At 73.6% G+C, this 13,204-nt stretch carries 10 protein-coding genes; 3 read left to right on the top strand and 7 right to left on the bottom strand.

Annotated elements, in window-relative coordinates:
• Positions 1–528: 528 nt before the first annotated feature.
• Positions 529–1,917 (bottom strand): NsdA family TPR-like regulatory protein, encoded by a 1,389-nt coding sequence (locus AC3CHW_RS20880; RefSeq protein WP_398607456.1) that lies wholly within the window; start codon positions 1,915–1,917, stop codon positions 529–531.
• Positions 1,918–2,230: 313 nt separating this feature from the next.
• Between AC3CHW_RS20880 and AC3CHW_RS20875 the strand changes: the two genes are divergently transcribed.
• From AC3CHW_RS20875 to AC3CHW_RS20865, 3 genes are all read left to right on the top strand, one after another.
• The gene (locus AC3CHW_RS20875; RefSeq protein ID WP_372454589.1) at positions 2,231–2,908 is read left to right on the top strand and encodes a bifunctional DNA primase/polymerase; all 678 of its coding nucleotides are present in this window, start codon (positions 2,231–2,233) and stop codon (positions 2,906–2,908) included.
• Between the two features lie 206 nt (positions 2,909–3,114).
• Entirely contained in the window at positions 3,115–3,969 is an 855-nt protein-coding gene (locus AC3CHW_RS20870; protein WP_372456051.1) for an ABC transporter ATP-binding protein, read from the top strand.
• A gap of 179 nt (positions 3,970–4,148) precedes the next feature.
• The gene (locus AC3CHW_RS20865; protein WP_488467474.1) at positions 4,149–5,732 is read left to right on the top strand and encodes a transporter; all 1,584 of its coding nucleotides are present in this window, start codon (positions 4,149–4,151) and stop codon (positions 5,730–5,732) included.
• Positions 5,733–5,881: 149 nt separating this feature from the next.
• Here AC3CHW_RS20865 and AC3CHW_RS20860 read toward each other — a convergent pair whose 3' ends face one another.
• From AC3CHW_RS20860 to AC3CHW_RS20835, 6 genes are all read right to left on the bottom strand, one after another.
• On the bottom strand, positions 5,882–6,610 hold the full coding sequence (locus tag AC3CHW_RS20860; RefSeq protein ID WP_488467473.1) for a hypothetical protein: 729 nt from the start codon (positions 6,608–6,610) through the stop codon (positions 5,882–5,884).
• Between the two features lie 111 nt (positions 6,611–6,721).
• Complete coding sequence (locus AC3CHW_RS20855) at positions 6,722–6,982, bottom strand: hypothetical protein (protein WP_398607461.1); 261 nt, start codon at positions 6,980–6,982, stop codon at positions 6,722–6,724.
• A 30-nt stretch (positions 6,983–7,012) separates the two neighbouring features.
• Complete coding sequence (locus AC3CHW_RS20850) at positions 7,013–7,894, bottom strand: hypothetical protein (protein WP_488467472.1); 882 nt, start codon at positions 7,892–7,894, stop codon at positions 7,013–7,015.
• An 80-nt stretch (positions 7,895–7,974) separates the two neighbouring features.
• Positions 7,975–8,691 carry a hypothetical protein gene (locus AC3CHW_RS20845; protein WP_488467471.1) on the bottom strand — a complete coding sequence of 239 codons (717 nt, stop codon included), beginning with the start codon at positions 8,689–8,691 and terminating at the stop codon, positions 7,975–7,977.
• A gap of 75 nt (positions 8,692–8,766) precedes the next feature.
• Entirely contained in the window at positions 8,767–9,759 is a 993-nt protein-coding gene (locus tag AC3CHW_RS20840; protein WP_398607464.1) for a hypothetical protein, read from the bottom strand.
• A 213-nt stretch (positions 9,760–9,972) separates the two neighbouring features.
• Positions 9,973–12,990 carry a LysM peptidoglycan-binding domain-containing protein gene (locus AC3CHW_RS20835; protein ID WP_488467470.1) on the bottom strand — a complete coding sequence of 1,006 codons (3,018 nt, stop codon included), beginning with the start codon at positions 12,988–12,990 and terminating at the stop codon, positions 9,973–9,975.
• Positions 12,991–13,204: the final 214 nt, after the last annotated feature.

Genomic DNA, 13,204 nt, shown 5'->3' with positions numbered 1-13,204 from the left:
CCCCGCACCCCGCGGACCGCGGGCAGCGCTCCCGGGCCCGCCCCGTAGGGGGCCTCTGGGGGCGCGGACCGGTACGGATGGGGCGGGCCGCGACAGCCCACGCAGCCCGTCACAAGCTCCCGCACAACGCCCACGCCGCCAGGGCCGACCGCGGCTCCCGGGCGACCTCCGCGACGGGACGGTCACCGAGGTCGCGGGCGTCTCCGTGCGCGCCGACGGACGTCGGCGGGGGCCCGCACGCGCGCGGTGCCGGGCCCCCGCCGGCCCCGTGCCGGCGGCGCCATCCCCCGCCTCCCCCCGGTGCGGCGCCGCGCCCTCCCCGCACGGGTCCGGGCCCCTCCGCCCCGGCTCATCACCCCCGTCCACCGCTCGCGCGGCTGCTGGTCCCGCTGTCACCGCCGCTTCCGCTGTTCCTGGCCGTGTCGCGCCGCCCGCCGGGGGCCGCTCCCCCTGCTCCCCCTGCTCCCCTTGTCCGGTCGCTCCCGGGCGCGCGCCGGGGCGCGGGGCGGCGGCCGGTCGCCGGGTCCGTTACGCCGCCGCCACCTCGAGCCGGGCGCTGAACTCACGGACCACGGGCTCGTCCCGGAAGGGTTCGAGCCGCTGTTGGAGGTCGTCCAGGTACTCCGCGCCGCGGTGTGACCGCAGTTGGCCGAGGAGTTCCAGGGCGCGGGTCCCGGTCTGGCACGCCTCCTCGACCTCGCGCTGTTGCACGTGCGCCGCGGCCATCAGCAGCAGGCCGATCGCGCGCCGCCTGGCGCGCGCGTCGGGGTGCCCCTCGACCGCCTCCCTGGCGCGCTGCCCGGCCGCCTCGCCCTGGCCCAGGTCGCGGTGGCAGTGGGCGAGTTCGTCGGCGAGGTAGGCATGGTCGAAGTACTGGATCCAGGGCGGGTCGTCGCCGGAGTCGGGGGCGGCATCGGCCTGTTCCAGGGCGGTGATGGCCTGGTGGGCGGAGGTCTGGCAGGCTCTGGCGTCGCCGAGCAGCGCGTGCCCGCGGGCCTCCGCCGCGTGGAACATCGCCCGGGCCCGCGGCGTGACCTGCCCCCGCGCCCCCTCCTGCGCGGCCCGCGCCAACTGGGCGATCTCGCGCGGGTTGCCCAGCGCCGCGGCGAGGTGGCTCATGCTCGCGGCCAGCACGTACCCGCCGTAGGCCCGGTCGCCCGCGGCCTGGGCAAGCCGCAGCGCCTGGATGTAGTAGCGCTGCGCGAGCCCGGGTTGGCCGGTGTCCACGGCCATGTAGCCGGCGAGTTCGGTGAGCCGGGCGACGGCGGCGAACAGGTCGCGGCCCACCGACTCCCGGTACGAGCCGGCCAGCAACCCGGAGACCACGCTGTTCAGATAGTGGACGACGACCGGGCGCACGTGGCCGCTGCCGTACTGGTGGTCGAGGGCGACGAGCGCGTCCGTGGTGGCCCGGACGGCCGCCACGTCGGCCTTGCCGACCCGGGCCCCCGCCGTGCGCGCCACCTGTGGGTCGGCGCTGGTGATCAGCCAGTCCCGGCTGGGTTCGACCAGCGCCGACGCGGCCACCGTCGAGCCGCTCAGGAAGTCGCGCCGGCCCACGTCGCTCCGCCACAACTCGCAGACCTGCTCGATCGCGCCGACCACGGTGGGCGAGAACTGGAGGCCCACGCCGGAGGCGAGGTTCTTGCCGCCCGCCATGCCGATCTCGTCGATGGTGACCGTGCGCCCCAGCTTGCGCCCCAGCGCCTCGGCGATGACGGCGGGCGCGCGCCCGCGCGGCTGCTGGCCCCGCAGCCAACGGGCCACGGACGTCTTGTCGTAGCGCAGGTCGAGGCCGTGCTCGGCGCCGCACATGTTGACGCGGCGCGCCAGGCCCGCGTTGGAGCAGGCCGCTTCCTGGATGAGCGCCTGCAACCGTTCGTTCGGTTGCCGCGCCACGAGTGGCCTAGCGGCCATGGTGTACCCCCTGTTACTGCGGTGCGTTCACCTCGTGAACGCCGGTCTTTCGCGATCGCTGCCCGCCCGCGGAGCGGGAGACGCAGCACGTGCCCGCGTGGCGCACGCACGACGGCCACCGGCTGCTTCGGGTCCGTCGGCCGTGCGGCCTTCGGGGTCCGAACCGTGTCCCGTCACGGAAGGTGGCTACCCGCACACGGGCCGAGTCCTCGTACGCGCCCCCACCCGTGCATCCATGCGCCCCGCGTGCCGTAGTGATGCTCCCCTCCCCGGCTTCGGCCCAGCCGTAACCCTTGGTGACAGCGGTAGTTGAGTGAGCGTGGAGAAGACCTTGGACGTCACAGCAAGTGCGCAGATCCCCCAGCAGCGCGGCGAGTCGCTGCTCGACGCGGCGGTGCGGTACGCGGAAGAGCGGCATTGGGATGTCCACCCCGGCACCTGGCTCCAGGTGGTCGAGGGCGGCGAACGGTGCTCGTGCCAGCGGGCCGACTGCCCGGCGCCCGGGGCGCACCCGGCGCGGGCGGACTGGGCGGGCGCGGCCAGCGGCAGCCCCGCCGCCGCGCGTCGGATGTGGGAGAAGACCCCGCGGGCGTCGATCCTGCTGCCCACCGGGCGCACCTTCGACGTGCTCGACGTGTCCGAGTCGGCCGGTTGCCTGGCGCTGGCCCGCATGGAGCGGATGGGCGTGCCGCTCGGCCCCATCGCCTGCACGCCGGGGCGTCGGATGCTGTTCTGGGTGCTGCCCGGCGGCGCGCTCAAGGTCCTCGACCTGGTCCGGAGGATCGGATGGCCGCCCGCCGCGCTCGACCTGGTCCCGCGCGGCGAGGGGGACTACGTGGTGGCGCCGCCCTCGCGGGTCGGCTCGCGGGGCCCGGTGCTGTGGGCGCGGCAGCCCACGTCGGCCAACCGCTGGCTGCCGGACGTCGAGGAGTTGGCGAGCGCCCTGGCGTACGCGTGCGGACGCGAGGCCAGCGTGGCCCGGCGCCGCTAGCCGACACCGCGCCTGACCTGCGGGTCGGGGCATTCCGTCAGCGCGCCCGGGTGCGGCCCCCGCCCCCGGGCGCGCGGCCTTAGGGTGGACGCTGCGCGGGGGCGACACGGACCTCCGGGCGACGGCGGAGGGCGAGATCAGTGGCATCGGAGGCAGCGCACACCAGCTCGGGGGCGGCGAAGCAGTCGCTTACCGACACCACGGCGGTGACCGGCGGCACGGCGGCGACCGGAGCGCCGACAGGCGCCGAGGCCGACGGCCGGCAACGGCCGGCCCCGGGGGGCGCGGGCGCCGAGCGGCCACCCGCGGTGCGCGTGTCCGGGCTCTGGAAGCGGTTCGGGGAGCAGGTGGCCGTCGCCGGCATCGACCTCGAACTCCCCGCCGGGCAGTTCGTCGGCCTCGTCGGCCCGAACGGCGCCGGCAAGACCACCACGCTGTCGATGATCACCGGCCTGCTGCGGCCCGACCTCGGCCAGGTGGAGATCGCCGGGCACGACGTGTGGCGCGACCCGGTCGCCGTCAAGGCCCGGATCGGGGTGCTCCCCGAGGGGTTGCGGCTGTTCGAGCGGCTGTCGGGGCGCGAACTCCTCGCCTACACCGGTCGGCTGCGCGGCCTGGACGGCGACGAGGTCGACAGCCGGGCCACCCAGCTCCTGGGCGTGCTCGACCTGGCCGGGGCGCAGCACAAGCTGGTGGTCGACTACTCGACCGGCATGCGCAAGAAAATCGGGCTCGCGGCGGCGCTGCTGCACAACCCCGAGGTGCTCTTCCTGGACGAGCCGTTCGAGGGCGTGGACCCGGTCTCCGCGCAGACCATCCGGGGCGTCCTGGAGCGCTACACGGCCTCGGGCGCCACCGTCGTCTTCTCCAGCCACGTGATGGAGCTCGTGGAGTCGCTGTGCGACTGGGTCGCGGTGATGGCCGGCGCGACCATCCGCGCCCACGGCCCGCTGGCCGAGGTACGGGGCGCCGCGCCCACGTTGCAGGACGCGTTCCTGGAGCTGGTGGGCGCGAACCGCCAGCAGGGCCACGACCTCGACTGGCTGGGCGGCGCCCGATGAGCCACCCATCGCCGCAGCAGCCGGGACAGCCTGCCCTCCCACGCCCTTCCGTGGCGCGGCCCGCCGCGCCACAGCCCGCCGCCGCCCCGCGACCCTCCTTCCCTCCGGCGGGCGGTGAAGGAACGCAGGGCCCGCTCGCCGGGTCCGGTTTCGCGGCCCCCGCGCCGGCCTCGGTCGCCGTGCTCGTCCAGGTCTTCGCCGCGCTCAAGCTGTCGCTGCTACGCAACGGGCTACGGCAGTCCAGCGGCCGACGCGCCGCGTACATCGCCTCGGTCGTCCTCGTCGGCCTGTTCGCCGTGCTCCAACTCCTCGGCCTCATCGCGCTGCGCGGCCACGAGCACGCCGCGACCCTCGTCGTCACGCTCACCGGGGTGCTCGCTCTCGGCTGGGCCGTGATGCCGCTGTTCTTCCCCGGCGGCGACGAGACGCTGGACGCCACCCGGTTGGTGATGCTGCCGCTGCGGCCCCGCACGCTGATCGTGGCGCTCCTGACGTCCTCGCTGATCGGCATCGGCCCGCTGTTCACCCTGGCGCTGGCGGTCGGCTCGGTGGTGGCCGTGGCGCACGGCGCCGCCGCGGCGGCTGTCGCCGTGCTCGCGGTGGCGCTGACGATGCTGGTGTGCGTGGCGCTGGCGCGCATGGTCGCGACCGCCAACATCCGGCTGCTGACCAGCCGCAAGGGCCGCGACCTGGCGCTGCTGAGCGGTCTGTTCATCGCGGTGGGCGCGCAGGCCGTCAACCTCGGCACGCAGAAGCTCTCCGACGCGGGCGGCCTCGGCACCCTGGAGCCGGCGGCGGACGTGCTGCGCTGGGTGCCGCCGGCCGCCGCGGTGGACGCGGTGTGGTCGGTCGGCGACGGGTCGTACGGGACGGCCGCCGCGCAACTCGGGCTCACCGTCGCGGCCCTGGCCGGCATCCTGTGGTTCTGGCAGCGCTCCCTGAGCACGCTCATGACCTCGCCCGACTCCTCCACGATCCAGGTCGCCCGGGAACGCACGCGCCCCACGGACGCGCGCGGCCCGGCCCGCTGGCTGCCCGCCGGCCGCACCGGCACCGTCATGCTGCGGACGCTGCGCTACGCCTGGCGCGACCCGAAGACCAAGGCCGGCTGGGCCACCGCCCTGGGCATCGGGCTGCTGCTGCCGGTGGTCATGGTGGCGCAGGGGGACGGCAGCGTGTACTCGGCGTGCTGGGCGGCCGGGCTGCTCGGCATGCAGATGTACAACCAGTTCGGGCAGGACTCGTCGGCCTTCTGGATGGTCGCCCAGACCATCGGCACCCCGCGCGACGCCTACCTCGAACTCCGCGGCCGAGCCCTGGCCCTGGTCCTGGTGGCACTGCCGTACGTCACGCTGGTGGTCATCGGCGCGGCGGCCCTGCTCGGCGACTGGGCGGCCTTCCCGGAGACCCTCGGCCTCTCGCTGGCCCTGCTCGGCGCGCTGCTGGCCACGGGCGCCCTCGCCTCGGCCCGCTACCCGTACTCCATCCCCCAGGACAGCGGCTACAAGAACGTCGTCCCCGGCCAGGCCGGCCTGGCCTGGATCTCCATCCTCGGCGGCATGCTGGTCGGCGCCCTGCTCTGCGCCCCGGTCCTGGGCCTGACCATCTGGCTCCACGTCGCCGACCACCACGGCCTCCTGTGGCTCATCCTCCCCGTCGGCGCGGCCTACGCCTACGCCATCACCCACATCGGCCTCCGCCTGGCCGCTCCCCGGACGGCCGACCGGTTGCCGGAGATCCTGGCGGCGGTGAGCAAGGGGTGAGCGGCGGGCCGGTGCCGTCCCGGTCGGCAGGAGGTCCGGTGCCGTCCGGCTCGGTGGGGGCCCGGTGCCGTCCGCGTGGTGGGGGCGGTACCGGTTGGGCGGGGCGGCACCGGTTGGGGGGCAGCGTGGTGTGCCGGCGCTGTCCTGACCTATCGCCGTAGCGCGTAGCCCTCCGGGTTGCCTCTCGGCAGTTCACGCTCCAACAGGGCGTGGATCTCGCTCGGCGTGTCGGACCGCAGGACGACCCAGGTGTCGTCCGCGAAGCGGACGCGCACCATGCCCGCCGCCCGAAGCCCGGCCGGCGGGGCTTCGACCACCGCCTGGTCTGCCGTCAGCACCTGGAGCACCTGCATCTCCTTGGCCTTGCCGAACCCCACCCGCTCCGTCGGGCCGAGAAAGGCAATCGCCCCCGGCACCAGGACCACCAGCCGCTTGGAGTGCGTGGAGAGCGTGTAGTACCCCAGCAGGAACTGCCCCGCCGCCCCGCCCCAGTCGCCGTCGAAGACGCGGTCCAGGCCGTGTTCGGCCACGGCCTTCCGTTCCGCTCTCGACTTCTGCCACGACCCGCGCGCGCGTTTCAGGTTCTTCCACGGGCGGAAGGCCGCGACCAGCAGCGTCAGCGCGCCTTCCACCAGCGCGTAGACGAGGACCGCGGCCCACAGGGGAGCGGCCAGGACCATCAGCAGCGCGAAGCCCAAGGGCACGTGGCCTGGCCGCAGTCGGCCGTTGCCCGCCGCCGCGTGGACGTCAGGCGGCGGCTTCGGAAGGGAACCCAGTTCGCACCACTCGCCCACGACCTGGCTCGGTTCCAACTCCTGTGTGAAACGCCCGTACCGCAGGAGATCCCTCGCCCGCGTGCGGTGTTCCTCGTCCAGCATGTTCCCCCCGATTCCCGCCCCCGCGCCTGGTGCCCTCCGCCGGGCTTCCGTTCCCGTCCGGGAGTGCCGCGCCCTCCGCGAGCGTGACCGTACGGAATCCGGTCAGGCGGGTCAGTCGTCGTCCTTCTTCTTCTCCGCCTCCTCCTTCTCCAGCTTCTTCTTGACGCGCTCCATCTCCTCCTTGGCGTACTGCAGGGCGGCTCGGATTTCCTTGGACCGCTTTCCCCAGTCCGCCCGGAAACGGTCACCGGCAGGGCCGCGCCATACGGTGTCGCCGGAATACCTCTGCACGGCGTCGAGCGCGCGCTCCAGTTCATCCGCGTATCGCTTGAGATCGCGAATGTCCTTCTCGCAGTCAGAGACCTTACTCATGGCTCCCACCCCCGTGTGCAAGCACGTGTCTTACGCCTTGGGCAATTTCAGCAGTTTGACGATCTTCCGGCGCAGCGCCTTGGTGCTCAGGGTCTGGGCCACGATTCCCTTCGGCGAGTGCGGCTCGTCCACCGTCACCGTCATGACTTCCTTGCCGGTGGCGTAGGTCGTCACCAGGGCGCCCTCGGTGTCCGAGAGGACCATGAGCTGCCCGACCACCAACGCGGTGTCGATGACTCGGCGCACCGACCGGGGCACGCTGTCCCGGTCCAACGCGTCGGGGGATAGCCGCTGCTCCGGGCCTTCGGTTTCCGCGACGCCGAACGGGTCCACGAGCGCCTGCACCAGTTCGGCGGCCGGTTCGGGCGCGTTGGTGAGCGTGAACAGGTGCATGCCGCCGCTGGTCACGCGCTCCACCAGGAACAGGTCGGCCGCGTGGATGTAGACGAAGGCGTGCGAGGTGTCGTCGCTCGCCGTCAGGTCCGCCGCGAGCACCCGTTCCGCACTGCCGCGGAGACTGAGCACCAGGGCGGCTTCCTCGGCCAACCTGATGTCGATGGGCGCCCGTTCGTTCACCGTCTCGCCGCGCGCCTCGGCGGCCTCCTGCTGGCGGATGAGCTCGTCGATCTCCTCGATGTTCGCGACCTCGATGAGTTCGCGCGAGACGAGTGAGCGCAGGGCGGTGGCCACCGCCGTGTCCCGCTGGTCCTCGGGCATCTTCGCCAGGTGTGGCGATGGCACCAGCCGCTCGTCCATCGGCTCCGTGTCGATGACGGCCAACTCCTCGTCCGTCAGGCGCAGGATGGCCCGATTGCCGCCACCCGCCTCGGCGATGCCCTCGGCCAGTGTCGTCCGTGCTTGCGCGAGGAGGTCGACGGCATCGCGCTCTTCCTCCTCCTGTGAGAGAGCCATGAGAACTCGTTCTTCCTTTCCTGCGGCCCTTTTCACGGGCCTTGTTACGGGCCTTTTCACGTGCCTTTTCGCGGGCTTTCTTACGGGGCCGGGCGGGGCCCCACGACGACCGGCAAGCCGTCGGGGTTCTCCCCGCCCTCCTTCGCCATGGCTTCGAGTAGAGCGTGGATGTCACTCGGTTTGTCCGTGACCGTCAGCACGATCCACGAGCCGTCGGAGAAACGGATGCGGAACTTGTCGGTGTCCAGCCGGCCGTTCAACGGGTCCTCGATGACGGCCTGGTCGCCCGGAATCTCGTACAGGACGTCCGACTCGTCGAGTGCTCCGAGCGTCACCCGCTTGGGCGGGCCCGCCAGTACGATGCGCCCCGGGGCGATCAGCACCAGGCGTTTCGGGTGCGACGACTGGCTGTACCAGCGCAGCAGCAACTGGCCCGCCGCGGCGTTCCAGTCGCCGTCGAAAACGTCGTTCAGCCCGTGCGCCGCGATCTCGGCCTTCCGTTGCTCGGCCTCCCTGTTCAGCCTTCGGTTCTTCTTGATGGTGAAGACCCCGAAGACCAGCTCGAACAACGCCTCTATGGCGCCCCAGGCTGCGACGACGAGCCAGAACGGGGCGGCCAGTACGTATCCCGCGATGCCGAGGGGACGCACGAAGGCCGGCCGCAGGGGTCCGTTTCCGGCCGCCGCGTGGACGTCTGGCGGCGGCTTGGGCAGCGAGCCGACCTTGCACCAGTCCCCGGCTGCCAGCCCGCCGCCGATGAGCCCGGACAGGTGCTGCTCGTCCTCGAACTTCAACATGCGCTACCCCTTGCTCCGTCACTGCCGGCGTGCTGCTCCCAATGGCGCCCGACGTGGCGGGGCGCGTTGGGCCCGCTACCAGAATTTGAGTTTCTTCAGTTTCTTCACCGGGCCAGGGGCCACCCGTTCGGCGAAATTGACCGCGCCCTTGACCGTCTGGGTGACTTTCTTCTTGGCGTACGACTTGATGTCCCCGCCCCACTTGTCCCAGGCCCAACTGCCCAGGAAGTAGGCGCCCGCCACGCCGAGCCCCACCCAGCCGACGACGGGGATCGCCGATCCGGCGATCGCGGCACTGGTCCAGCCGGCCATGACGGCACCGGCGCTGACCGCCTGCACGCCGCCCATCACCCGGTCGGCGGTGCCGTACGCGCCCTTGTGGCTGGGGAGAAACACCTCTTTGACGCCCGTGGCGAAGGAGAGCGGCACCAGCGCCTTGTCCAGGATGCCGGCGCCCGGTGCCTTGTTGAGCCAGCTCAGGCCCTTCAGCTTCGACAGGACCTCCAGCGGCTTCCACGCGGCCGTGTAGCCCTTCCGGGCCTTGTCGAACGCCGCCAGTGCCTTTCCGTGTTCCTTGCCGAACGCCTCGCTGATCTCCAGCAGTGCCTTGGTGTTCTTGACGCGGTCCTTCGCGTCCCACACGGTCTTCAGGCGACGGTAGGCCGCCACGCCCTTGACGATGGCGAGGCCCTTCGCGGCGGCCCCGGTGTCCGCCGCGTACTGGTCGGCCAGCTTCTCGCCCTCTTTGCCGAGCTTCCGGGCGCCTTCGATGACCTCTTTGTCGAACTTCTCCTTGTTCTTCTCGGCCCATTCCCACGTCTTGATGAGGCCCAGGTGAGCGGCCATCGCCAACTGGTACTCCGGGTCGCCGTTGAGTAGCCCGAGGCGGTGGCGCACATCCGTCGCCTGGCCCCGGCCCCAACTGGCCTGAACGGGGAATTTCGCGACGGCTCCCGCCTGTGCTCCCCATTTGGTGAGAATTCCGCGGACCAGACCGCCCTGAATGGCGAGTGCGCCGCCACCGAGGTCGAGCGCGGAGGCGAGGCTCCGCGCCATATCGTCCTTCATGCCTCGAAAACCCATGTTTCTCCCCCTGAAACGTGCGGCCGGCCCAGTGGCGCCCTCGCGGAAAGCCACTTTCGCCCAACTCGCCGGCCACGTGATGTTGTTGTCGCACCGCTGTGACATGCCATCAAACCGGCCGCCGACGACATGCGCTCACCATATTCCGCGTGTCCCGCCGCCCACCGACCGGTGTGGGCGCGCCGGGCGGGCACGTGTCTAGTTCGCCGTAGCCCGCCGCACATCCCCCCGCCACGTCGGCAGCAGCTCGTCCAACAGGGCCTCCGTGCGGGGTGGGAGGCCGCGGGCGCCGCCGCTGAGGGCGGCGTTGCGGTCCAGCAGGGCGGTGGCGGTCGTGGTGAGCTGGGCCGTGTCGCCGGTGGCGTGGGCGGCGCGGAGTAGCTCGTTCCACAGGCGCTCGTCCGCGGGGGCCGAGGCCAGCGCCGCCTCCAGCGCGGCCATGGCCTGGTGTGGCCGCTCCGCCGCGCCGTGGTGGGCGGCCAGCGCGAGGGCCACGTCCGCGACCAGGAGCGGCAGTTGGGCCTCGATGATCTCGTGGGCCAGCCAGCCGTAGCGGCCCTGCGGGCGGCCCGCCAGGAGGGGGCCGCGGGCCAGGGCGAGGGCGTCGGTGAGGAGGCGTTCGCGGGTCCGGGGGTCGTTCGCGCCCCGGCCCTGGGTGGCCTCGTGGTGCAGGGTGCGGAGGACGTCGAGGTCGGAGACGACCGACGAGGCGAGGATGAGTCGGCCGGTGGCGTCGCTCCGCAGTCGGGGCGCGCTCGCGCCGGCCGCGCCGCCGCCGGGCCCCGGCTCGGGGCCGCGGTCGTCGCCGAGCCACTCCCGTAGCCGCTCGATCAGCGCGTCGCGTACGTCCTCGGTGGCGCCCCGCGGCCACAGCGCGGAGGCCAGGACGCGCGGGTGGACGCCCTCGCGGTGCAGCAACAGCAGGGCCAGCGCCTCGTGCAGCAGCGCGCCGCGTTCGTCGTCCGGGGTCTCCAGGCCCATGATCTCGTAGTCGCCGAGCAGCCTCGCGTACACCGCCGGGCGGCCCGCCTCGCTGATGTCGACCAGGAACGGGGCCCGCTGCCCGTCGGCGCGGCCGGGCGTGGTGACGCCGTCCGGGTCGGCGGCGGCGAAGAGTTCGACCACGGCCCGGTGCTGCTCCGCCGGCAGTCGCTGGGCGGTGAGTTCGAGGCCGAGCAGCGGGGCGCGCAGCGTGCCGTCGGGGGTGACGTCCAGTTCCCAGGTCGCGCCGGGGAACTGCTGCTGGGTGGTGCCGATGAGGTAGCCGATGCCCAGCCGGCCGGAGTCGGCGGCGAGTTCGGCCAGCCGTGTCGCCTGCTCGCCGTCCGGCTCGGCCGCGAGCAGGACCAGGTGCGGGGCGCGCTGGGTGTGTTGGGCCTGGCCGGTGCGGCCGGTGAGCACCGAGTCGTGGCCGGCGACGCTGAGCGCGGCGCGCCGCTGCTCGGTCTCGGCCGTCATGGTCTCCACCAGCGCGGCGACCCCGTCCAGGTGCCGGATGCGGGTGGGGGCCAGCGCCCCGAGTTCGGCGCCGAAGCCGACCAGGGTCAGCGTCAGCCGGTCGGACCAGCCGCTGGTGGCGAGTTCGGCGGCGATCGAGGCGAAGACCGCCGTGCGGTCCGCCTCCGCGCCGGTCAGCGAGACGATGCCGGGCACGGCCTCCAGGTTGAGCAGCAGGCGCGCCTCGTCCAGCGTGCCGAGGCTGACCAGGCCCGGGTAGGGGGCTGCGGTCCCGTCGTCCGCGTGCTCGGTGATGGCCGAGCGGCGCAGCCGCCAGAACGTCTCGTCCTGGCCGAGCTGCCACGGCCGCGGCGGCTCTCCGGAGGCCGCGGAGAGTTGGAGGTGCAGTTCGGTGCCGGTCAGCCACGCGGCGTAGACGACGGGCAGCTCGCGCCCGTCGGCGGCCAGCGCCGTCGACAGGCCGCGCAGCGCCCGGTCCAGGTCGCGTACGGCCGCGGGGTCGGCGCCGACCAGCAGCGCCTCCTCGGCGCGGGCGGCCGGGCCGGTCGGCGTGAGGTCGATGCCGAGGCCGAGCGCCGACATGGCCGACTGCCACAGCGCGGCCCTGCGCCGCCGGCCCAGCGCGGCCAGCAGCCCGGCGGCCAGCAGCGGCGCGCCGATCAGCGCCTCGGAGAGGCCGAACGCCGACTCGTCGGCGGACGTGGCGGAGTCGGCGGATTGCCTGTCGTCCGGGGTGGCCGGGGCCGGGGCCGGGTCGGGGACGCTGGGCCGGGCCGGCTGGTCGACGGAGACGTCCCGCGCCTGGTCGGCGCGGCCGGGGTCGTCGTCGCGGTGCGGGGTGCGGCTGGACCTGTCGTACTCGCGGATCTGCTCCCGCAGGCCCTTGGTGATCTCCGGCGAGTCCTCGGGCATCTCGACCAGTTCGCCGCCGTGCGCGTCGGCGGGCATCTCCATGATCCAGCCGGGGCGGATCAGGCTGGCCTGGGAGAGCCTGGAGCCGTCGGGTTGCACCCGGTCCTTGTTGAGCTGGTAGATCTCCTTGTAGCGGCGGCCGTCGTCCAGGTGCCGTTCGGCGATCTCCCACAGCGAGTCGTGGTGTCGGCCCTCGGGTGGCTGGATGCGGTAGAACTTCGTCTGCCGCCGCTCCTCGCCCACGTGCGCGCTGCCCGTGCCGGGCCGCGTGGGGTCCACCATCCGCTGCTGGTGCGGCTCCAGGTGGCGCTGGCCCTCGCCGACCCGCTCGCCGCCCGGGGTCTGCTGGGCGGAGGCGACGGTGCCGCGCGCGTTGTCCTCGTACGCGGTGCCGATCTGGGACAGCCCGGGGGTCAGGCTCGCGGCGGACGCGCCGACCAGCAGCAGCGCGGCCACCAGTTGCCGCGCCAGCAACTGGGTCGGCCCGGCGCCCGGCACCCGCGACGGCATGCCGATGCCGGAGATCTCCGCCTTGCCCTCGACGATCACGCACGCGGCGAACTGCGCCCAGGCCAGCCACACCACGACGGTCAGCACGTCGACGAAGACGCTCGCGGTGATCGGCTGCCGCACCGTCTCCAGCGTCGGCGCCTCGTGGGGCAGCGGCCAGCCGACGAAGTAGGCGAGCGCGCCGGGTACGCCGATGAGCAGCGCGGACAGCGCGATGAACGCGAAGAACGCCTTGACGAAGTCGCCCGCCGTACGGGTACGCACGGGCAGCGGCTGCGGCTGCCGTCGCGGCTGCGAGCCGGACGGGCCTGGGGTGGGGCGGGCGGTGCGCGCCATGGGCGGTATTCCTCAGCCTCGGGTGGGGTCGTCAAACGGGTCGGCGTGGCGTGTGCGGCGAGCGACGCGGGGCGACGCGTACGGACGGGGGCTCAGTACCGGGGCGCCCCGGCGGCGGACGCCCCCCGGGGGCCTCGCCGCCCGGCCGGCCGCGAGGCCCCCGGGGTGCTCGGGCGGTACGGGCGGTTCGGGCGATACAGGCGGTACGGGCGCC

It is taken from the genome of Streptomyces sp. MGP-BFMKR1 (assembly GCF_057766585.1).
This window is presented reverse-complemented; position numbering and strand designations above follow the sequence as displayed.

Coding starts and splice junctions, on each gene's coding strand:
- AC3CHW_RS20880 (WP_398607456.1), bottom strand. CDS start 1,917: ATGGCCGCTAGGCCACTCGTGGCGCGGCAACCGAACGAACGGTTGCAG.
- AC3CHW_RS20860 (WP_488467473.1), bottom strand. CDS start 6,610: ATGCTGGACGAGGAACACCGCACGCGGGCGAGGGATCTCCTGCGGTAC.
- AC3CHW_RS20855 (WP_398607461.1), bottom strand. CDS start 6,982: ATGAGTAAGGTCTCTGACTGCGAGAAGGACATTCGCGATCTCAAGCGA.
- AC3CHW_RS20850 (WP_488467472.1), bottom strand. CDS start 7,894: ATGGCTCTCTCACAGGAGGAGGAAGAGCGCGATGCCGTCGACCTCCTC.
- AC3CHW_RS20845 (WP_488467471.1), bottom strand. CDS start 8,691: ATGTTGAAGTTCGAGGACGAGCAGCACCTGTCCGGGCTCATCGGCGGC.
- AC3CHW_RS20840 (WP_398607464.1), bottom strand. CDS start 9,759: ATGAAGGACGATATGGCGCGGAGCCTCGCCTCCGCGCTCGACCTCGGT.
- AC3CHW_RS20835 (WP_488467470.1), bottom strand. CDS start 12,990: ATGGCGCGCACCGCCCGCCCCACCCCAGGCCCGTCCGGCTCGCAGCCG.